Source organism: Marinactinospora rubrisoli (assembly GCF_042664915.1).
Taxonomy (GTDB): domain Bacteria; phylum Actinomycetota; class Actinomycetes; order Streptosporangiales; family Streptosporangiaceae; genus Marinitenerispora; species Marinitenerispora rubrisoli.
Genome location: NZ_JBHTBH010000004.1, coordinates 148,942 through 168,294, shown reverse-complemented (window position 1 = coordinate 168,294; position 19,353 = coordinate 148,942). Strand labels below are relative to the sequence as shown.

Here is a 19,353-nt window from a genome sequence, read left to right as displayed (position 1 = left end):
GTCCGCATGACGGGCAACACGGACGAGGGCGATGCCGACGTGGTCGGCATGTGGGTGACCGCGGACGGTCACATCCGCCAGGAATTACGGGCCGACGGCCGGTACGACGAGGCCCGTGGCGGCCGGCGCAGTGCCTACACGGGCCGCTACACGGTGACCGGCGACCACATCGACTACGTCGATGACACCGGGTTCACCGCGACAGGTGACATTCGCGACGGTGTGCTCTACCACGAGCACCTCGTGCTCTACCGGGAGGGACGGCAGGCATGACGGACATGACCAGAGTGGTGGCGATCACCGGAGCGAGCAGCGGGATCGGAGCGGCGACCGCGCGCCGGCTCGCCGCCGACGGCCACCGGCTGTTCCTCGGAGCGCGGCGCACCGACCGGCTCGCCGCGCTCACCGAGGAGATCGGGGCCGCGGGCGGCACGGCGGCCTTCCAGCGGCTGGACGTGACGGACGCGGCGGACGTCCGGTCCTTCGTGGCCGCCGCCCGCGAGCGCTACGGCCGGGTGGACGTGGTGGTCGGCAACGCCGGGGTGATGCCGCTCTCGCCGCTGGAAGCGCTGAGAGTCGACGAGTGGGACCGCATGATCGACGTCAACGTGCGGGGAGTTCTGCACGCCATCGCCGCCGCCCTGCCCGTGATGCGCGCCCAGGGCGGTGGGCACTTCGTGAACGTCGCTTCCGTCGGCGCGTACGAGGTCGTTCCCACCGCCGCCGTCTACTGCGCCACCAAGTTCGCCGTCCGGGCGATCTCCGAAGGACTCCGCCAGGAGTCCGCCGGGGACATCCGCGTCACCCTCGTCTCCCCTGGGGTGACCGAGTCCGAGCTCGCCGACGGCATCTCCGACCCCGTCGCCAGGGAGGCCATGCGGGCCTACCGCGCCGTGGCGATCCCCGCCTCCGCCATCGCGGACGCCATCGCCTACGCCGTCGCCCAGCCGCCGCAGGTCGACGTCAACGAGATCGTCGTCCGTCCCGCCGCGAGCGCCCAGTGAGCTCTCCGGGACGATCCGGCATGCCGGACACCACCACCGGCCACGACGACCTGGCCCGCCGGCCGCGCCTCCTGGAGGACAAGGAGGCGCTGCGCGCCCTCATGATCCGCGGGTGGCGGGCGCTGGACCGCAAGGACTGGCGGACCTGGATCGGCTGCTGGGCCGAGGACGCCGTGCTGGAGTTCGGGCCGTGGGGAGAGATCCGGGGAAGCGCGGCGATCCGGGCGAAGGTGGAGGAGGCGGAGGCTCCGTACCCGAGCATGCAGCATCACCTCCTCAACCTGCATTTCGAGGTGATGGGCGACCGGGCGGCCGGGGTCGGCTACATGTGGTTCGTGGCCGTCACCGCGCCGGGGAGAACGGACGCCCCCTACTCCATGGGCGGTCCCTACGACTGGGAGTTCCGCCGGGGCCCGGACGGCTGGCTCGTGACCAGGCAGCGGCTCGGCGTGTGGTGGACCGGCGGCGAGGACGCACAGGGGTCCTTCGGGTAACACGGGGTCGCGGGCGGACCGGCCACCGCCCGGTCCGGCGCCGCGGCGCCGGCGCGGGCGCCGCGCACGTCGCGAGCAAGGCGGCCATGCCCAGCTGGACTTCGCCCGCGCCCGCCGCCGGGGCGACCGGCGGCGGGAACACGGCGGGCGGTGGGCGTCACGGGTCGTCGCGCAGCGAGAGGGCGCGTGACGGGCAGAGCATCACCGCGTCGCGCAGTGCGGTGGGGTCCGCCGACGCCGTGTCCGGCCGCACGACCACCCGGCCGTCGCGGTCGTCCTGGTCGAAGACCTCCGGCACGGTCAGGACGCACATGCCCGCACCCGCGCACCGCTCGCGGTCGACGTGCAGCCGGGTCATCGGGCCGACCAGGTGACGGGGAGTTCGCGGACTCCGTAGATGACCATGTCGTCGCGCAACGGGACCTCCTCCGGTGGCACCGCCAGCCGCAGCGTGGGGAACCGCCGGAACAGGGCGGGGAAGCCGACCCGCAGCTCCACCCGGGCGAGCTGCTGCCCGATGCACTGATGCACCCCGTGGCCGAACGAGATGTGTCCGGCGGCGGACCGGGTGAGGTCGAGCGTGTCGGGGTCGGCGAACCGCCCGGGATCGCGGTTGCCCTCGGGGATCGAGACCATGACGCTCTCGCCGGCCCGCACCCGGACCCCCTCGATCTCGACGTCCTCCAGCGCGGCGCGCACCGTGCCCGGGGCGATGGGCAGGTAGCGCAGGAGCTCCTCCACGGCGTTCTCCACGGTCTCCGGGTCGGTGATCACGGGGATCTGTGCGGGGTCGAGCAGCAGCGCGAGGACGCCGAGCCCGAGCACGTTGGCGGTGGTGTCGAACCCGCCACCGAGGAGGAGGAACCCGATGTTGGTGACCTCCTCGTCAGTGAGGTCGCTGTCGGAGAGCAGTCCGCCGAGCAGGTCGTCGGCCGGCTCGGCCCGCTTGCGCCGTACCAGTTCGCCGAGGTACCCGGCCACGTTCGCCTGCGCCTGCACCTTCTCCTCCGGCGAGGCGTCGACGCGCGACATGCCGACGATCTCCTGGGTGAACCGCTCACGGTAGTCGCGCGGGACGCCGAGCAGGTCGCTGATCACCAAGGCGGGGATCGGCGCGGCGTACGCCAGCACAAGGTCGACCGGCGGCTCGGCCGCGGCCATCCGGTCGAGATGCTCCTCGGCGATCTCCTCGATGTGTGCGGCGAGCCGGCGCATCCGCCGGACGGTGAACTGGCCGGCGAGCAGATGCCGGTAGCGGGTGTGATCGGGCGGGTCCATGCTGATGAACTGGCCGGGCCGCGCGGGCGGGATGTCGGTGGTGGTCGCGAACGCGCTGTTGCGCAGCTCCTGCCGGGCGCTGAACCGGGGATCGGCCAGGACCTCGCGGATGGTGGAGCGCCTGGTGACCAGCCAGCCCTCCCGGCCGTCCATGAAGCGCACCCGCGCGATCGGGCGCTCGGCGCGCAGGTCCAGGATCTCCTGGGGCGGGTCGAACAGGCTGGTGCGGGTGAAGGGGACCGTCAGGGGTTCACTCGTCATCGTCTTGCCCTTCTGGGCGGTCCGCGCGGCGCGGGCCACCCGTGCTCTCTGTCGAAGCTCCGTGGAACGGTCGCCGTGGATCCCGCGCGCGGCCGCACCCGCATTTAATTACATTGAGTGTAAAAATACAACGCGTGTATCTGTCATTCGAATGTAAGATCGGCGCATGCAGGAGTCCCGGCGGGAGCGCAAGAAGCGGCAGACGCGGCAGCTGCTCACGGAGACCGCGATCCGCCTCTTCAGCGAGCAGGGGTACGAGCAGACCACCGTCGCCCAGATCGCGGCCGCCGCCGACGTGGCCACGAAGACGTTCTTCAACCACTTTTCGAGCAAGGACGAGGTACTTTTCGCCGCCAACGGGGAACGCGGCGCGCTCGCGCTGGAGGTGATCGCCGACCGGCGGCCCGGCGAGAGCGTCGCGGACCTGCTGACCCGGACCTACAACGCGATGCTGGCCGACTACCTCGCCAACGGGCGCGAGCGCGCGCTCATGGAGACCTACGTCCGGCTGGTGATGAGCGCCCCCGCACTGCAGGCCAAGGCGCTGCACGTGGCGTTCGACGTGCAGCGCGACATCGCCGCGGCGCTCCTCGCGGCCTATCCGGACGAACTCGACGCGGTCAGCGCCGCCGCGGTCGTCGGCGCCACGTGGGGCGCCGCATTGGGGGCCTCGCTCACCAGCATGGAGCGGGGCGACCCGGAGGAGGAGCTCTGGGCGGCGATGCGCCGCGGGATCGACATCGCGCTCCACGGGCTGGCGGCGAACCGGCCGAACGCACGCTGAGCGGCGCCGGGCCGACCGGATCGGGGTGACCACCGGCCGGCCCGGTGCGCTTTCCGGCAGGCCCGACCCGCGGGCGAGTTCCGCCGCGATGCGCCATGGCGCGCGCCGCAGAGCCGGAGCCGCCCCAGCCGCTGACGCCCCCATCCCGGCGACCGCGCCCGGCGCCGCCCTTGATCACCGGTCATGACGTGCCTCACAACCACCCGTTGACTCACATCGTGGTTCTGTGCTCATAATCTAGGCCATCTGCCAGAAAAGGTGTGATTCGCGGCACGATTCGATGTGATCTTCGGCGAACAGGACCCCCCATGTCTGACACAGCGGTACTGATCAACACGGCCGTGGCGGTCGTCGCCATCGTGGTGCTGATCGTCCGGTTCAAGCTCAATCCGATCATCGCCCTCGTGGTGGGGTCGTGCTACCTGGGGCTCGCGGCCGGGCTCGGCGTCGAGGAGACGCTGACGACCGTGACCACCGGATTCGGCAACATCCTCGGCGAGATCGGTCTGCTCATCGCCTTCGGCGTGCTCATGGGCGCGCTGCTCAGCGACATGGGGGCGATCCGCCGCCTGGTCGAGGGGCTGCTGCGCACCGTCGGCCCCCAGCGGCTCCCGCACGCCATGGGGCTGACGCTCGCCACCTTCCTGCAGTCGATCTTCCTCGACGTGCTGCTGGTGATCTCCGCGCCGCTGGCGCGGGCGGTCGCCCCGCGGCTCGGGCGGTACGGCACCGCCCGTATGGCCACGGCCCTGGCGATCGGTCTGGAGTGCGGGATCGTCTTCACGGTCCCCGGCGTCGGCGCGCTGGCCCTCGCCGGGCTGCTCGATGTACCGCTGAGCACCTACCTGGTGTACGGGCTCATCGTCGTGATCCCGACCGTGGCCATCGCGACCACGATCATGACCTTCCTGTTCAACCGCGGGTGGTGGAAGCCGGAACTGGACGAGCTGGAACCGGTCACCGCGGCGGTGGCGGCCGACACCGCCGACACCGCCGGTGCGGCCGGTGCCGTCGCCGGGAGCGGCGGCCGCTCCGCCGCGGCCGGCGGGTCCACGGACGCCGGCGCCGGAGGCTCCGCCACGATCGCGACCGGCGGTGGCGACGCGGCCGGCGCCCGGCCCGAACCGGCCCCGCCCGCCACCGAGCCCCCGCTGATCCTGCTGTTCGCCCCGCTGATCGCCGCCCTGCTGCTGGTGGCCACCGGCGCCGTCACCGAGGCCGTCGAATGGCACAACCCCGTGGTGGCGCTGCTGTCGACACCCGCGGTCGCGCTGCTCATCGGCCTGGTCGGCACCTGCCTGCTCGGCCGCCGGTACATGGGACAGCCGAAGGTCGAGGAGTCCCTGGAGAGCGGGGTGCGGCAGAGCGGCCAGATCCTGCTGCTCAGCGGGGTCGGCGGCTCCCTCGCCGCCACCATCGAGGCCGTCGGGCTCGGCGAGATCCTGGGCGGCTACCTCTCGGCCGGCTCGTGGGCACCGCTCCTCGTGGTGTGGGCGATCGCCGCGGTGCTGCACATCGCGGTCGGCTCGGTGACGATCTCGGCCATCACGGCCGCGGGTCTGCTCGCGCCGGTGGCCTCGTCGCTGGGCATCGACCCGGTCCTCATCGCCCTGGCGGCCGGCGCGGGTTCACTGTTCCTGGTCCACCTGACCAGCAACACCTTCTGGCTGCTCCAGTCGCTCCTGGGCCAGACCACGCGCGGCACCCTCAAGACCTGCTCGGTGGGCGTCTCCGTGGCGTCGGTGGTCGCCCTGGGACCGATCCTTCTGCTGAGTCTCTTCCTGTGACGGCGCCGCACGCCCCCGAATCGATGGGAGAACGAGAACGCATGCGCGACGAGCCGACACGGCTGCCACTGGAGGGCGTCCGGGTCCTCGAACTCGGCAACTACATCGCCGGTCCCACCGCGGGGCGGATGCTCGCCGACTTCGGCGCCGAAGTGATCAAGGTGGAGCGGCCGGGCCGCGGCGACGAGCTGCGCAACTGGCGGCTCTACGCCGGTGACGTGTCCATGCTCTTCCGGACCGTCAATCGCAACAAGAAGTCCATCGCGCTCGACCTGCGGTCCCCGCTGGGCCGCTCCACGGTGCTCGACCTCGCCCGGCACTGCGACGTCGTCATCGAGAACTTCCGTCCGGGCACGCTGGAGAAGTGGGGGCTCGGCCCCGACGAGCTGGAGGCGGTCAACCCCGGCATCGTGCTCGCGCGCATCTCCGCGTTCGGGCAGACCGGTCCGCTGGCGGACCGCCCGGGGTTCGCGGCCGTCGCCGAGGCCATGGGCGGGCTGCGGCACCTGGTCGGCGAGGCCGACCGGCCGCCCTCCCGCGTGGGCGTGTCCATCGGGGACTCCATCGCGGGGCTGTACGCGGCGTTCGGCGTCATGGTCGCGCTGTTCGAGCGGCGGGCGGCCCCGGCGGCGGGCGGGCGGTCCCGGCCGCTCGCCGAGCGGACCGTCGACGTCGCGCTGCACGAGGCCGTCTTCTCGATGATGGAGTCGCTGGTGCCCGACCACCTCGCCTACGGCGTGGAACGGCAGCGCGTCGGCGGCCGGATGGAGGGCATCGCGCCCACCAACGCCTACGAGTGCGCGGACGGGGCCAGCGTGGTGATCGCCGGCAACGGCGACTCGATCTTCCGCCGCCTCATGGCGGCCGTCGGCCGGCCCGACCTCGCCGACGACCCCGGACTGGCGAGCAACGCCCAGCGCTGGGAACGGCGGGACGAGCTCGACGAGGTGATCGGGGACTGGACCCGGGCGCTCTCCCGAGACGAGGTGCTGGCCGCGCTGGAGGAGGCGGGCGTGCCGGCCGGCCCGATCTACACGGCCGCGGACATCTGCGGCGACCCGCAGTACCACGCCCGCGACATGATCCAGCCGCTGGCGGTCGACACCGGCGCCGGCGCACCCGTCGAGGTGGGCTTCCCCGGGATCGTGCCGGTCATCGGCCGCACCTCGCTGCCGGTGCGCTCGGTGGGCCCGGACCTCGGCGCGCACACCCGCGAGGTACTGGCGACCGTGCTCGGCCGCACCGACGAGGAGATCGACGACATCACCACCCACCCGGAGGTACGCGCATGACCGCCACGGCGCCCCTGACGTTCCGGCCGCAGGCGACGCTGCGGGACGTGACGCTGCGGGACGGCCTGCAGCTCACCGGCAAACCGCTGCCGACCGACCGCAAGGTGGCGGTGGTGCGGAAGCTGCTCGCGCTCGGCGTCCCCGCGGTGGAGGTCGGCTCGCTCGCCCGGCCCGACCTGGTGCCGTCCATGGCGAACACGCTTGATGTGGTCGAGCGGCTCACCCCCGAGGAACTGGCCCGTTGCTGGGTCTGGGTCGCGACGCCGCGGCACGTGGAGAAGGCCGCGGCGGCGGGCGCGGTGAACTTCCAGTACTGCCTGTCGGCCTCCGACGCGCACAACCAGGCCAACATCGGCCGCACCACCGAGGCCAGCCTGGCGGCCATGCCCGAGGCCGTGGCGCACGCGGCGGCCGTCGGGGGCCGCATCCAGCTGTGCATCGCCACCTCGTTCACCTGCCCGTTCGAAGGGGCGGTTCCCGAGGAGCGGGTCCTCGCCATCGCCGCGGACGAGCGCGCCCACGGTGCCGAGGACATCGTGCTGTGCGACACGCTCGGGCAGGCGGTCCCCGCGCAGGTCACCAGCCTGGTGGAGAAGGTCGCCGCGCGCACGCCGCCCCGGCGGATCGTCTACCACGGGCACGACACGTGGGGGCTCGGCGTCGCGAACTCGCTGGCGGCGGTCGCCGCCGGTGCCGCCGAGGTCGACGGCTCGCTGGGCGGACTCGGCGGCTGCCCGTTCGCGCCGGGGGCGAGCGGCAACGCCGCGACCGAGGACCTGCTGTTCGCGCTGCGGCCGGACTGGCTCACCCCCGAGGTGTTCGCGGCGCTGGTGCGGCTGACCGACGGCCTGCTCGCCGACCTGGACGAGCCCAACCGCTCCCGCGCCGTCCAGGGGGCGCACTCCAGCGCCACCGCGTTCCCGTGGGCGGCGGCCGTCGGGGTACCGGAGCGGGCGTGACCGAGCGCCGCCGCGGGCGCTCAGGCGGGGTACCGGCCGCCGAGCGCCCGGGTGATCCGCTCGGCGTGCTCCACGAGAACATCGACCCACTCCAGGCACTTCTCGTGGGGCATCCGCAGCGTCGGCCCCTGAATCGTCAGCGCCCCGACGAGGTCGGCGGCGGAGTCGAAGGCCGGAGCCGCGAGCCCCGAGGCGCCGTCGACGCGTTCTCCCACGGTGATCGCATACCCGTCGCTCTGCGTTCGCCGGATGAGGCGGCGCAGCTCGTCCCGGTCGGTGACGGTGCTCTCGGTGAGCTGCGGGAGTTCGCGCTGCAGCACCCGCTCGGCGAGGTCGGGCGTCCAGGCCAGGATGACCCGGCCCGAGGAGCCCACCGTCACCGGCGCGATCCTGCCCACCGCCATCTCCCGCCGCAGTGCGTGGCGGGTCTCCGCGACGGCGATGCACACCCGGTGCTCTCCCTCCGCGCGAAAGAAGCAGGCGGTCTCCCCGGTCAGATCGCGCAGATCCTTGAGCACCGGGTTGACCACCGCCAGGACGTCGAGATCCTTCGTGCCGGCCGCGGCCCAGTAAGCCATGCGGGCCCCGATGCGGATGCGGTCGTCGGACCGATCCAGGAACCCGTGCGCGACCAGGTTCGTCACCAGACGCTGTACCGTCGAGGCGGGCAGGCCGGTGCTCTGCTGGATCTCCCGCAGGGTCAGCGACGGCCGGTGCAGCGTGAAGGCGTTCAGGATCTCGGTGATCTTCCCGAGCACGAGCAGCGGTGCCTGCCCGGACCCTCCGCCCGTACGGCCGGGGTCACGCCCGTTCTCCTCGCGGCTCCTCATACCGTTGAACATACGACAGGAGAGCGGCGGCCCCGCCCGTGGCGCGGGCGCTCTTCGACCGCACGGAAAGAAGGACGGCGTTGACTGAGAACGCCTCGGACGCGGGCACGACACCCGAGACGGTGACAGCGGCCGACGTGGCCGCGGCGGCCTCCCGGTTCGCCGGGGTGATCCCGCCCACCCCGCTGCAGCGCAACGATCGCCTCTCCGCCCAGCACGGGCTGGACGTCTGGCTGAAACGCGAGGACCTCAACACCGTCCGCTCCTACAAGGGGCGCGGGGCGCTGAACTTCGTGCGTTCGCTCGACGCACGGCAGCGGGAGCGGGGCGTGGTGTGCGCGAGCGCGGGCAACCACGGCCAGGGGGTGGCGTTCGCCTGCGCGTCGCTGGGCATCCAGGCGCGCGTGTACCTGCCGCGCACCACGCCGCGGCAGAAGCGCGACCGGGTGGCCCGCCTCGGCGGGGAGAGCGTGCGCGTCATCGTGACCGGTGAGACCTACGACGACGCCGCCACGGCCGCCCGCGCCGACGCCGCGGCCCTCGGCATGACGCTGCTTCCGGCCTTCGACGACCCTCGCACCATCGCCGGCCAGGGCACCGTCGTCAAGGAGATCGTCGAACAGCTCGGCCGCGCGCCCGACACGGTGGTCGTGCCGGTCGGCGGCGGCGGCCTGCTCGCGGGCACGCTCGCCTGGCTGCGGGAGACCCACCCGCAGGTCCACGTGATCGGCGCGGAGCCGCTGGGCGCGCCGAGCATGGCCGCCGCCCTCGACGCCGGTCACCCGGTCGAGCTGGACCACATCGACCCGTTCGTGGACGGCGCCGCCGTGCGCAGGGTCGGCGACCTCACCCACGCCATCGCCGCGGCGGGACGGCCCCGGATGGTGACGGTGCCCGAGGGCCGGATCTGCGGCGAAATGCTGGAGCTGTACCAGTCCGACGGCGTGATCAGCGAGCCCGCCGGAGCCCTGGCCTCCGCCGCCCTCGGCCCGGGCCTGGACCTGCCGGAGGGCTCGACGGTGGTGTGCGTGCTGTCCGGCGGGAACAACGACGTCAGCCGGTACGCCGAGATCGTCGAACGCGCGCTCGTCCACGAGGGCCGCAAGCACTACTTCCTCGTCGACTTCCCCCAGGAACCGGGCGCGTTGCGCCGCTTCCTGGACGACGTGCTGGGACCGGACGACGACATCACCCTGTTCGAGTACGTCAAACGCAACAACCGCGAGACCGGCCCGGCCCTGGTCGGCGTGGAACTCGGCGCCCCCGAGAACCTGGAAGCCATCCTCAAGCGGATGGACGCCGCCCCGCACCGCGTCGAACGCATCTCACCGGACAGCCCGCTGTTCGCCTTCCTCGTATGAAATCCGTGGCGGGACGCCCACGACCGGTCACGGGCCTCCCGCCACGGCGGCTCAGTCCCGCATGAGCTCGCGGTAGGCGGCGAAAAGGGGGGGCCGCTTCCGCGGAGATTCACCCCCGCCGTACCGCGTCCAGCGGGCGCGCACGCATTGCCAGTGCCGCCGGGACGGTGCTCGCGAGGAGCCCGATGGCCAGGACCATTACCGCCACCCCCGCGTACTGCGGTGCCGGGAAGGCGAACACGGCCGCGTCGCCGGTGAAGGCGTGACCGATACGCCCGGTTCCCCGCACGGATACGCCTGGGCATCGAGATCAAGCGGCGGCGCATGATGCGCGCCCTGTCCCAGCGGCAGAACAGCAGGGGTCGGCGGCTGAACGGGCGGTGCCCGGGAGCAGGCGGGGGAGGGGCTCCCGGGCGGCCCTCTCCGGTCAGAGGTCGGGGTGCCGCGACACCGTGGAGACGGGGACGTTGAGGACGCCGTCGAACGCCGTACGGACCGGAGTGCGCAGGTAGCCGCTCTGCAGGCGGATCCGGTCGGGGGCGTGCCCGGGCGGTACCGGGGGCGCGTGGCGGAGGTCGGCGAGAGCGAGGCCGAGGCCGGCGGCGGCGAAGGCGGCCTCCACGCTGCCCGGTTCGGGGGGTGCCAGTTCGGTCTCGCCGATGGTGAAACCGAACTTCGCGTCCGGATCCAGGGGCATCTCCGCCGCGTGTCCGGACGTGCTGGTCAGCGCGAGCGCGAAGTACTCCTCGCCCAGGGTCTCGTGCAGGTACCGGCCCATGGGCAGGGTCGTCACGCCGCCGGCATGGACGACCGGAGTCCGCTGGATGTGGGCGTTGTGCGCCACGAGCACCATCCGGGTCCCCGGCGCGGCCCGGTCCAGGTGCCAGCGGACCGACTCGGCCATGAAGGCGTCCCGGGCCGAGGTGTCGGCGGTCAGCCCACGGCCCGCGAACAGGTCCGACATCGCGCGCATGCCGTAGTCACCGTGGCAGGCCGCCTCCAGGCGGCGCAGCGCGATGTCGTAGGAGCGACGGCCGGCTCGGGCGACGCACGTGGGCTCGACGGCGCGGAGCCGGATGACGGCTCGGAGCAGTGCGGCGCTCAGCGCGTCCTGGTCGGCCGGGGCCAGACGCGCCCATGCGGGTGCGCCCACCGCCGCGGAGTGGCCGGCGAACCGCTCGGCGATCCGGGCCGCCGTCTCCACGAACGGCAGGGCCTCGGGGTCGGCCTCCCGAAGATATGCGGCCACCGGCTCCAGGGCGGGGAGCAGGGAGCCGCCCGCCGCGGGGATGTCGACGCCGGCGAACTCGACCGGCCGGGCCGCCGTCCGGTTGTGGCGGCGCAGCCGGCGCAGTGGCTCCTCCAGGCCCAGCGGCACGGCCGCGGCGGTGTGCGCGTGCAGGTCGGCATCGTGGCCCGCGCCACGGGCCCACTCGTCGAGACGGAACCCCTCACTGAAGCCGTACTCGGCGGCGAACAGGGTGAACCCGCAGCGTTCCACCAGGAAGCGCAGCACCCGGTGGCGCAGAAGGGCGAACTCCTCGATGAAGTGCGAGTTCTCCCCGACCGCGACGACGCGGGCCCCGGCGACCGCGTCGCGCAACGGCTCCAGGTCGTCCAGCGGTGCGTCGGGGCCGAGGTGGGAGAGTCGGGTGGCGTGGTCCCGGAGCCAGGTCGCGAAGAGGTCAGGGGCAGCGGCGCGCTCGGGCATGCTGACGGCTCGATTCAGTGCGTTGGGATTCATGCGTTGGAGAGAGGGATGGATCGCGGTGCGGGAGCGCGGGCGTCTCCCGGAGAGCGCGTCAGAGGAAGAGGCTGCCGATCGCCATGGCCGGGAGCCTACCTGACCGCCCCGCTCCGGGAATCCGCGTCTCCCGGCCCGGCGCCGATGTCGGCGATGCCCCCTACGGTGTCGGCATGAGCTACGCACTGACCACGTACGTCATCGACCTGGAAGTGGCGCGGTCGGCGATCGGATCGCGCGACGAAAAGCTGCGGCGGATGATCGGCGGCCGGTTCAAACGCCAGCTGGCGGCCGACGACGAGTACTTCTCCCACGAGATCGAGCGGGGCGCTTCCACCCGGTACGAGGCGCTGCGGGCGGTCATCGATGGCGGCCCCTACGACGAGCGCTACGCGTTCCAGTACGCCTACGCCTACCAGCTGGTGTGCGAGTTCCACGGGCGGCCGTGCTTCAACAACGACTTCTCCCCCTTCCGGGACGACTGGCTGCAGACCGTCGACGCGGGGCTGGCCGAACTCGGCATCAAGGCGGTGGCGGTCACCGAGTTCTCCTACGGGAGCCTGCCGCCCGGGCTGCCGCGGCCCGAAGACCTGCCCGACTACGGCGAGTGGAGCGCCGAGGAGTGCCGCGAGGCGCTGACCCAGTGGACGGCGACCACTCCCGAACAGCGCGCCGTTCTGGACGCGGAGGTGCTGCGCGCGATCGAGTCGTGCTCCCGATGGTGGCGGGACGCGGTGGCGGCCGGTCGGGGTGTCGCCGGTTTCATGAGCTGACGGAGAACGTGGGGCGGGCACCTGCCCGCGCCGCGGTCACCCACCGGCCCCGTCTCTCTCCACGGCGGCGGCCGGGGGCAGACGGCCCGCGAGCAGCTGGGCCAGATGCACCCCGTGGACACCGGCGAGGTGGTCGGCCTGGGTGCGGCAGGAGAAGCCGTCCGCCAGGAACACGGTGCCCGGGGCCGCGGCGCGCAGGGCCGGCAGCAGCGCGTTCTCGGCCACCGCCACCGACACGTCGTAGTGCCCGCGTTCCATGCCGAAGTTGCCGGCCAGTCCGCAGCAGCCCGCCAGGGCGGTGACCGCCGCGCCGGCGCGGCGCAGCAGCGCGAGGTCGTGCTCGTAGCCCATGACCGAGTGCTGGTGGCAGTGCGGCTGCGCGACCACGGTGACCCCGCCGAGGTCCGGCGGGCGCCAGGCGGGATCGGGGGTGGGGCGCTCGGTGAGCAGTTCGGCGAGCGTGCGTACGGAGTCGGCGACCCGCCGAGACCGCGGGTCGTCCGGAAGCAGGTCGGCCAAGTCGGACCGGAGCGTGGCGGTGCAGGACGGTTCCAGGCCGACGACGGGCGTGCCGGCCACCGCGTATCGGTCGAGGACGCCCAGCAGCTCGCGCAGCCGTTCGCGGGCGGTGGCGAGCTGGCCGGTGCTGATCCAGGTGAGGCCGCAGCAGGCGCGCCGGTCGGGGACGATCACCCGGTATCCGGCGGCCGTGAGCACCGCGACGGCGTCCCGTGCCACGTCGGGGGTGAGGTGCTCGTCGAAGGAGTCGACCCAGAGGACGACCTCCGGACCGGCCGGCGCCGCGTTCCGCCGCCCGCCACGGCGCCACCACCACCGGCCGAACGGCACGGCGGGGAACCGCGGCGCCCGCCGGCGCGGGTCGACACCGGCCAGCGCCAGCAGCGGCCGGCGTGCCGCCGGGATCGCGAACGCGGCGTTGGCCGCCGCCGGCCCAATGCCGGGCAGCCGGTGCAGCAGCTCCAGCCAGGTGGGCAGCCGGCCCAGGCTGTAGTGGGCGGCCGGCCGGCGCCGCCCGGCGTAGGCGCGGTACAGGACCTCGGACTTGTACCGGGCCATGTCCACTCCCGCCGGGCAGTCGCTGCCGCACGCCTTGCAGGACAGGCACAGGTCAAGGGACTCGTGGACCTCGGGCGAGGACCAGTCCCGCACCAGGGAGCCGTTGGCCATGTCCTGGAGCACGCGGGCGCGGCCGCGGGTGGTGTCCTTCTCGTCGCGGGTCGCGAGGTAGGACGGGCACATGAAGCCCCCGGCCGCGCTGGTGTCGGCCCGGCACTTGCCGACCCCGACGCACCGGTGCACGGCGCGGGTGATGTCACCTGCGTCATCGGCGAAGGCGAACCCGCCGGCGGCGGGCAGCGGCCGGGCGGCCGGGCGGCGCAGGTGGGCGTCGACCGGGTCGGGGCGGACGACGACGCCCGGGTTGAGGAGATCATCGGGATCGAGCAGCGCCTTGAAAGCGGCGAAGAGCTTGATGGCGCGGTCGGAGTACATGTGGGGCAGCAGTTCGCCACGGGCCCGGCCGTCGCCGTGCTCACCGGAGAGTGAGCCGCCGTGCTCGGCGACGAGCCGTGCCGCGTCGCGGGTGAAGGCCCGCAGCGCCGAACCGTCCTTCTCCAGCGGGAGGTCGATGCGGATGTGCAGACAGCCGTCGCCGAAGTGGCCGTAGGGCATTCCCTCGACGCCGTGCCGCGCCATGAGCGCCTCGAACGCGCGCAGGTAACCGCCCAGCCGTTCGGGCGGGACGGCCGCGTCCTCCCAGCCCGGCCACGCCGGACGGCCGGCCGGGGAGCGACCGGCAAGGCCCGCGCCGTCCTCTCGGATGCGCCACATCGCGGCGGCCTCGGGCCCCGCCGGCAGGACGGCGTGGTCGAGGGCGCCGGAGTCGGCGGTCAGGGCCCGGACCGCCTCCCTTGCGGCGTCGGTGTCGGTTCCGCCCATCTCGACCATGAGCCAGCCGCCGCCGCGGGGCAGGCCGGGGACGCGCTGCGTCCCGTGGTTGCGGCGCACCACGTCGACCAGCCGCGCGTCGAGGCCTTCGACGGCCAGCGGCCGGTGGGCGAGCAGCCGCGGCACGGCGTCGGCCGCGGTGGGCATGTCGGGGTAGCCGAGCACCACGAGCACCCGGGCGGGCGAGATCTCGACCAGCCGCAGCGTGGCGTCGAGGGTGACCGCGACGGTGCCCTCGGTGCCCACGAGCGCGCGGGCCAGCGACCTTCCGCGCTCGGGCAGCAAGTGCTCCAGGGAGTACCCCGATACCTGGCGCGGGAAGCGGCCGAGTTCGGTGCGCAGCACCGCCAGATCGGCGCGCACCAGTTCGTCGAGTCCGGGGACCGGGTCCAGGCCGGTACCCGCAACGAACCGGCGGCCGGTGCCGTCGGCCACGGTGAGCGCGCGGACGTTGTCGGCGGTGCGCCCGTAGGCGACGGCGTGCGGCCCGCAGGCGTTGTTGCCGATCATGCCGGCGATGGTGGCGCGCGCCTGGGTGGAGGGGTCCGGGCCGAACCGCAGGCCGTGCGGGGCGGCGGCGCGCTGCAGGTCCGCCAGGATGACGCCGGGCTGGACGACGGCGGTGCGGGTGCCCGGATCGAGGGACAGGATGCGGTTCATGTGCCGGGAGAAGTCGAGCACGATCCCGGGGCCGACGGCATTACCGGCGATGGAGGTGCCGCCTCCCCGGCAGGTGAGCGGGACGTTCTCCTCCCGCGCGGTCTCCAGGGTCGCGAGGACATCGTCCTCGTCTTTGGGCAGCACGACGACCTCGGGGACCACCCGGTAGTTCGAGGCGTCGCTGGAGTACTCGGCGCGGCGGCGGGCGTCGGCCGCGACCTCGCCGCGCACACGGTCGCGGAGCCGGGCCGCGAGTGCCGCCCGCAGCCGTTCGCCGGTGCCGGTGGTGCTCATCGGAGCCCGTCCGAGATGTCGATGCCGATCTTGACGGCGCCGTCGCCCTGCCGCCGGGCCGCCGCGAGAGCCGCAGGGGTCTCCTCCAGGGGGAACATGCGGGTCAGGCAGTGGCCGACCTCCACCTCCCCGGCCCGGATGAGGTCGACGGCCTCGCGGAAGGAGCGCAGCCCCGGCTCGCTCTGGGCACCGCTCACCCACTGCGTGGTCAGCGATCTGCGGAACGCCTCGTGCACCGGGAACGGCGCGTTGCCGCCGGACTCGGGGTACCCGAAGAACCCGACGGTGCCGTGGTGGCGGGCGGCGGCCACCGCGTCCTGGCGGCACCGGTCGTAGCCGGCGGCTTCGACGACGAGGTCGGCGCCGGCCCCGCCGGTGCGGTCGAGCACGGCCTCGACCACGGACTCCATCGGTGCGTGCACCACCTGGGTGGCGCCCAGCCGCTCGGCGACCGCGAGCCGACGCGGGTGGAGGTCGCTCACCACGATCTCCGGGCAGCCGAGCCGCAGCAGCAACTGCAGGAAGAACAGCCCGGCCGAGCCCGCGCCGATGACCACCGCGCTCCGCGGCGGCCGCTCGGGCCGGGGACCGTCGGGGACGAATCTGCGCATGGCGAACAGGGTGGTCCCCAACTGCTGGGCCGGCAGCAACCTCCGCAGGCCGGACCCCGGGGGAAGCTCGACGAGGTGGGTGTCGGGCACGGTCTGGAACTCCGCGAAGCACCCGCCCGTGCGGCCCGAGGGGACGGTGAGAACCGGGGTGCCGACGGGGAACCGGCCGGATCGGGTGTCGGCCACGACCCCGACCCCCTCGTGCCCGGGGTACCCGGGCCGGCCGAGCCGGTCGGGGTTGTGGAATCCGTCGAAGACCACGTGGACGTCCGATCCGCAGATCGAGGCGTACCGCATCTCCACCAGCACCTGGCCGGAGGCGAGGCGGGGGACGTCGAAGTCGCCGACCTCCAGCGCCCCGGGTCTCGGCATGAACGCTGCCCGCATGAGGTCCCTCCGCTCGGTTCCACGCTACACCGGGCGCCCGGCCCCGGGCCGGACGGACGTCAGCCTGCCCGGGTGGCGCCGCCGCGAACCGTCAGGCGGTCTTTGGCCACATTCCCCAGCAGCTCCCGGCGCCGGGCTCGTCTGGCCGCCTGGCTCGTGGCGGGCGACGTCCCGGCCGGGGAGACGGGACGGGGGAAGTCCACCCGCGCGAGGCCCGGGCCGCCTCGCACGCTGGTGCGCAGGTGCGACCTGGACTCCTCGCGGACCCGCCGCTCCACCTCGGCCTGTTCCGGGGGGATCTGGGTGCGGCGCACCTGCTCGCGCCTGAGGTACGGGATGGCGGCGTCGAGCAGCGCGGGGGCGTGGGCGGGGCCGGCGAGCATGCCGGCGAGGTCGGCGTCGCCGCACAGGAACATCAGTGGGGAGGCCGGCAGCAGTTTGCCCGGCACCCCCTGCTCGCTGGCGTCGAGGATGTGGCGGAGGACCTGCTGCGCGGCGCGATGCCGGCGCAGGTCGCGGGACTCCTGCTCTCCCCGGTAGGCGTACCGCGCGAGGTGGTCGGCGTCCGCATGCAGCAGCGCGAACCGCGGCCGGGTGGTGGCGCTGAGCTTGTCACGGTCGACGGCCAGGGCGACGTTCGCCCAGTACTGGCGCAGCCAGTCGGGCGCCTCTTCCGGGGTGGGCTCCCGGGCCACGGTCGCCTGGTAGACCTCGACGGCCCGGGCGTCCGCCCGCCATTCGCCGTCAGGGCCGCGAGTATTGCGGTACCGGAATCGGGCCCGATCGGAGAGATCGATCCGGCGGACGTTCGGGTGCCGCTCCAGCTTCGCCAGCGTCTTGGGCACCTCCGGGATGCACTTCTCATGGGAGTCGTGCTGGGTCCATCGCGCGGCCGGGACACCGGGGAGCAGGAAGCGGGTCAGCGCGTCCAGGCGGCTCCGCCAGGGCGGCACGGCCATGGTGGCGAGATGCACCGGGCGGCCGGCCTCCGCGGCCTTGTCGACCAGCTTTAAGGGGTAGTCGGTCCGCAGCGAGTTCTCTACGACCAGCGGATAGCCGTGCGCGATGGCGTGGTCGGCCGCCATCTTGAGCAGCTTTCCGGCGACGTCCTCGGTGACGTAGGGCATGGCCAGCGGATCCCGCGCGATCCATTCCTTCGCCGCCGGGTGGGTCTGGAACTGGCGGAACCAGTCGCGGTCGAGGACCACGAAGTCGTAGGGATGGCTCCTTTGCAGCACGGCGAACAGCGTGCTCTTCCCCGAGCCGGGCACTCCGCCCAGGATCAGCACCGGGGCCCCGGCGAACGTCTGCCTTCCCTCGAACAGCCGCGGGATGACCTCCGTCCGGAAGATGTGCTTCAGTTCCCGTTCCGACAGCGCGAAGTCGAGGGGATCGATGTCGTCGAGGGATTCGGTGGACGCGGCGGGCCGGGCCATGGTCACCGCTCCCGCAGCTCGTCGATCTCGGCCTGCCAGCGCTCGATGTGCCGGCGGAGTTCGGCCCGGTCGTCGGCTGCCACGTACCGCCGCTGGTCGAGCACCTCGATGCTCCGCGCCCGCCACCGCTCCCGCTCGGGTTCGGACGTGGCCAGCAGCGCGAGGCGGGCGCACTCGGCGATCAGGAACCCGGCGGTGTCACGGAAGACGTCGTGGACGACGGTGTCGGGCACTCCGGCGTACGGATCGACCCGGTCCGGCAGGCCGAACGCGGACAGGGGTGGCTCGTCGTACACGATGGGATCACCGGGCATGGCGCAGACCTCTCCGTGCAACGTGCCGTGACAACAAGGCGGACTCCGGGCGAACGCCGGAAGAACGCCTCTCCGACGGAACCGTACCGGGCGTCCGTCACCGGCCGCACGCCACGACCACGGTCTGTGGAAAACCCGGAGGGCGCGGGCGGCCGGATTCTTGACCCGCCACCCCCTTCCACGGCACTGACCAGGCGTTTACCGTGGATCTACGCGTTCGGCGCGTCGCGTGGCGGCCTCGGCCGCCGGGCGGCCGGCTGCCTTCTCCTCCTGTGCGGCAGCCCGCGGCCCCTGCCCGTGGCCTTCCTGGCGGGCAGGGGCCGGCCGTTCGCCGAACGGGCGGTCAGGACGCGCGTTCGCGGGCGAGGGCGGCGGCCTCGCGCGCCGGGCCGCGGTGGACGGGGCCGTGCCCGGGCAGCAGCACGTCGGCTTCGATCCGCTCCAGCACGTCCAGGGACGCCAGCGCCCCCGCGCGGTCGTGGTCGAACATGCGGGGCAGCAGCTGCGGCCCGCGCAGCCTGGAGGTGGGGTGGCCGCTCACGAGCGTGTCCCCGGTGATCAGCACCCCCGCGTGCGGCAGGTGGTAGCAGCTGTGCCCGGCGGTGTGCCCCGGTGTGTGCACCGGCACCGGGTGGCCGGGCAGGTCCAGTGCCCCCTCGACCGGGAACGGCCGGGCCATGGGAACGCGCGCGTCCGTGAGCCCGCCGGATCGGACGGCGTGCCGCACCCACGGCAGCACGCCGGGCCGCCAGGCGTTGCGCAGCACCTCCCCCAAGGTCACCTGGGTCCGGAACTCCCACCGGGCGTGCGGCGCCTCCTTCTCGTGCATGTACACCGGCACGCCGTACTCGCCGCCGAGCAGGCTCGCCGCCCCGATGTGGTCGGTGTGCGCGTGCGTGATCAGCACCGCCGCGACGTCCTCGGGCCGCCGGCCCACCGACGCCAGAGACGCCAGTACCTGCTCGCGGTCACCGGGGTAGCCGGTGTCCACGAGGGTGACCGTGTCGCCCTCGGTGATGATCACCCAGTTGGTGTTGCTGCCATGAACGAGGTGGATCCCCGTCGCGACCTCGGTGATGCCGTCCTGGCGCACAGACGTCCGGTCCTTCCCTTGGA

At 73.4% G+C, this 19,353-nt stretch carries 19 protein-coding genes; 9 read left to right on the top strand and 10 right to left on the bottom strand.

Annotated elements, in window-relative coordinates; all coding sequences use genetic code 11:
* The first annotated feature begins 6 nt into the window (after positions 1–6).
* Genes ACFQRF_RS09815 through ACFQRF_RS09805 form a run of 3 tightly spaced genes read left to right on the top strand, consistent with a single transcriptional unit; the run spans position 7 to position 1,498 of the window.
* The gene (locus tag ACFQRF_RS09815; protein ID WP_379870651.1) at positions 7–273 is read left to right on the top strand and encodes an Atu4866 domain-containing protein; all 267 of its coding nucleotides are present in this window, start codon (positions 7–9) and stop codon (positions 271–273) included.
* The gene (locus ACFQRF_RS09810; protein ID WP_379870650.1) at positions 270–1,004 is read left to right on the top strand and encodes an SDR family oxidoreductase; all 735 of its coding nucleotides are present in this window, start codon (positions 270–272) and stop codon (positions 1,002–1,004) included. Before ACFQRF_RS09815 ends, ACFQRF_RS09810 begins: the two co-directional genes overlap by 4 nt.
* A gap of 20 nt (positions 1,005–1,024) precedes the next feature.
* The gene (locus ACFQRF_RS09805) at positions 1,025–1,498 is read left to right on the top strand and encodes a nuclear transport factor 2 family protein (RefSeq protein WP_379870649.1); all 474 of its coding nucleotides are present in this window, start codon (positions 1,025–1,027) and stop codon (positions 1,496–1,498) included.
* A gap of 157 nt (positions 1,499–1,655) precedes the next feature.
* Here the strand turns inward: ACFQRF_RS09805 and ACFQRF_RS09800 are convergent, their stop codons facing one another.
* Positions 1,656–1,856 carry a ferredoxin gene (locus ACFQRF_RS09800; protein WP_379870648.1) on the bottom strand — a complete coding sequence of 67 codons (201 nt, stop codon included), beginning with the start codon at positions 1,854–1,856 and terminating at the stop codon, positions 1,656–1,658.
* Positions 1,853–3,037 carry a cytochrome P450 gene (locus tag ACFQRF_RS09795; protein ID WP_379870646.1) on the bottom strand — a complete coding sequence of 395 codons (1,185 nt, stop codon included), beginning with the start codon at positions 3,035–3,037 and terminating at the stop codon, positions 1,853–1,855. The genes ACFQRF_RS09800 and ACFQRF_RS09795 overlap by 4 nt, the downstream gene beginning before the upstream one ends.
* A 166-nt stretch (positions 3,038–3,203) precedes the next feature.
* Here ACFQRF_RS09795 and ACFQRF_RS09790 point away from each other — a divergent pair, with 166 nt between their 5' ends.
* The 4 genes from ACFQRF_RS09790 to ACFQRF_RS09775 all read left to right on the top strand — a co-directional run bounded on the left by ACFQRF_RS09790 (position 3,204) and on the right by ACFQRF_RS09775 (position 7,859).
* On the top strand, positions 3,204–3,821 hold the full coding sequence (locus tag ACFQRF_RS09790; RefSeq protein WP_379870644.1) for a TetR/AcrR family transcriptional regulator: 618 nt from the start codon (positions 3,204–3,206) through the stop codon (positions 3,819–3,821).
* Positions 3,822–4,129: 308 nt separating this feature from the next.
* The gene (locus ACFQRF_RS09785) at positions 4,130–5,608 is read left to right on the top strand and encodes a GntP family permease (RefSeq protein WP_379870643.1); all 1,479 of its coding nucleotides are present in this window, start codon (positions 4,130–4,132) and stop codon (positions 5,606–5,608) included.
* 41 nt (positions 5,609–5,649) lie between these two features.
* Entirely contained in the window at positions 5,650–6,900 is a 1,251-nt protein-coding gene (locus tag ACFQRF_RS09780) for a CaiB/BaiF CoA transferase family protein (RefSeq protein ID WP_379870641.1), read from the top strand.
* Positions 6,897–7,859 carry a beta/alpha barrel domain-containing protein gene (locus ACFQRF_RS09775; protein ID WP_379870640.1) on the top strand — a complete coding sequence of 321 codons (963 nt, stop codon included), beginning with the start codon at positions 6,897–6,899 and terminating at the stop codon, positions 7,857–7,859. Before ACFQRF_RS09780 ends, ACFQRF_RS09775 begins: the two co-directional genes overlap by 4 nt.
* A 20-nt stretch (positions 7,860–7,879) precedes the next feature.
* On the opposite strand, the gene ACFQRF_RS09770 is transcribed toward ACFQRF_RS09775, so the two are convergent.
* Positions 7,880–8,689: an IclR family transcriptional regulator gene (locus tag ACFQRF_RS09770; protein WP_379870638.1), complete on the bottom strand. Its 810-nt coding sequence runs from the start codon at positions 8,687–8,689 to the stop codon at positions 7,880–7,882.
* 80 nt (positions 8,690–8,769) lie between these two features.
* On the opposite strand from ACFQRF_RS09770, the gene ilvA reads away from it, so the two are divergent.
* Complete coding sequence (gene ilvA / locus ACFQRF_RS09765) at positions 8,770–10,050, top strand: threonine ammonia-lyase IlvA (protein ID WP_379870637.1); 1,281 nt, start codon at positions 8,770–8,772, stop codon at positions 10,048–10,050.
* 109 nt (positions 10,051–10,159) lie between these two features.
* Here the strand turns inward: ilvA and ACFQRF_RS09760 are convergent, their stop codons facing one another.
* Entirely contained in the window at positions 10,160–10,339 is a 180-nt protein-coding gene (locus tag ACFQRF_RS09760; protein ID WP_379870635.1) for a hypothetical protein, read from the bottom strand.
* Between the two features lie 138 nt (positions 10,340–10,477).
* Positions 10,478–11,794, bottom strand: coding sequence for an erythromycin esterase family protein (locus ACFQRF_RS09755; protein WP_379870634.1), 1,317 nt, complete (start codon positions 11,792–11,794; stop codon positions 10,478–10,480).
* 173 nt (positions 11,795–11,967) lie between these two features.
* Between ACFQRF_RS09755 and ACFQRF_RS09750 the strand changes: the two genes are divergently transcribed.
* Positions 11,968–12,567, top strand: coding sequence for a DUF7691 family protein (locus ACFQRF_RS09750; protein WP_379870632.1), 600 nt, complete (start codon positions 11,968–11,970; stop codon positions 12,565–12,567).
* A 36-nt stretch (positions 12,568–12,603) separates the two neighbouring features.
* Here ACFQRF_RS09750 and ACFQRF_RS09745 read toward each other — a convergent pair whose 3' ends face one another.
* From ACFQRF_RS09745 to ACFQRF_RS09725, 5 genes are all read right to left on the bottom strand, one after another.
* Positions 12,604–15,489: an FAD-binding and (Fe-S)-binding domain-containing protein gene (locus tag ACFQRF_RS09745; RefSeq protein WP_379870631.1), complete on the bottom strand. Its 2,886-nt coding sequence runs from the start codon at positions 15,487–15,489 to the stop codon at positions 12,604–12,606.
* The gene (locus ACFQRF_RS09740) at positions 15,486–16,487 is read right to left on the bottom strand and encodes a zinc-binding dehydrogenase (RefSeq protein WP_379870630.1); all 1,002 of its coding nucleotides are present in this window, start codon (positions 16,485–16,487) and stop codon (positions 15,486–15,488) included. The genes ACFQRF_RS09745 and ACFQRF_RS09740 overlap by 4 nt, the downstream gene beginning before the upstream one ends.
* Positions 16,488–16,546: 59 nt before the next feature.
* The gene (locus ACFQRF_RS09735) at positions 16,547–17,923 is read right to left on the bottom strand and encodes a zeta toxin family protein (RefSeq protein ID WP_379870629.1); all 1,377 of its coding nucleotides are present in this window, start codon (positions 17,921–17,923) and stop codon (positions 16,547–16,549) included.
* A gap of 2 nt (positions 17,924–17,925) precedes the next feature.
* Complete coding sequence (locus ACFQRF_RS09730) at positions 17,926–18,237, bottom strand: hypothetical protein (RefSeq protein WP_379870627.1); 312 nt, start codon at positions 18,235–18,237, stop codon at positions 17,926–17,928.
* Positions 18,238–18,580: 343 nt separating this feature from the next.
* Complete coding sequence (locus tag ACFQRF_RS09725) at positions 18,581–19,330, bottom strand: MBL fold metallo-hydrolase (protein ID WP_379870626.1); 750 nt, start codon at positions 19,328–19,330, stop codon at positions 18,581–18,583.
* Positions 19,331–19,353: the final 23 nt, after the last annotated feature.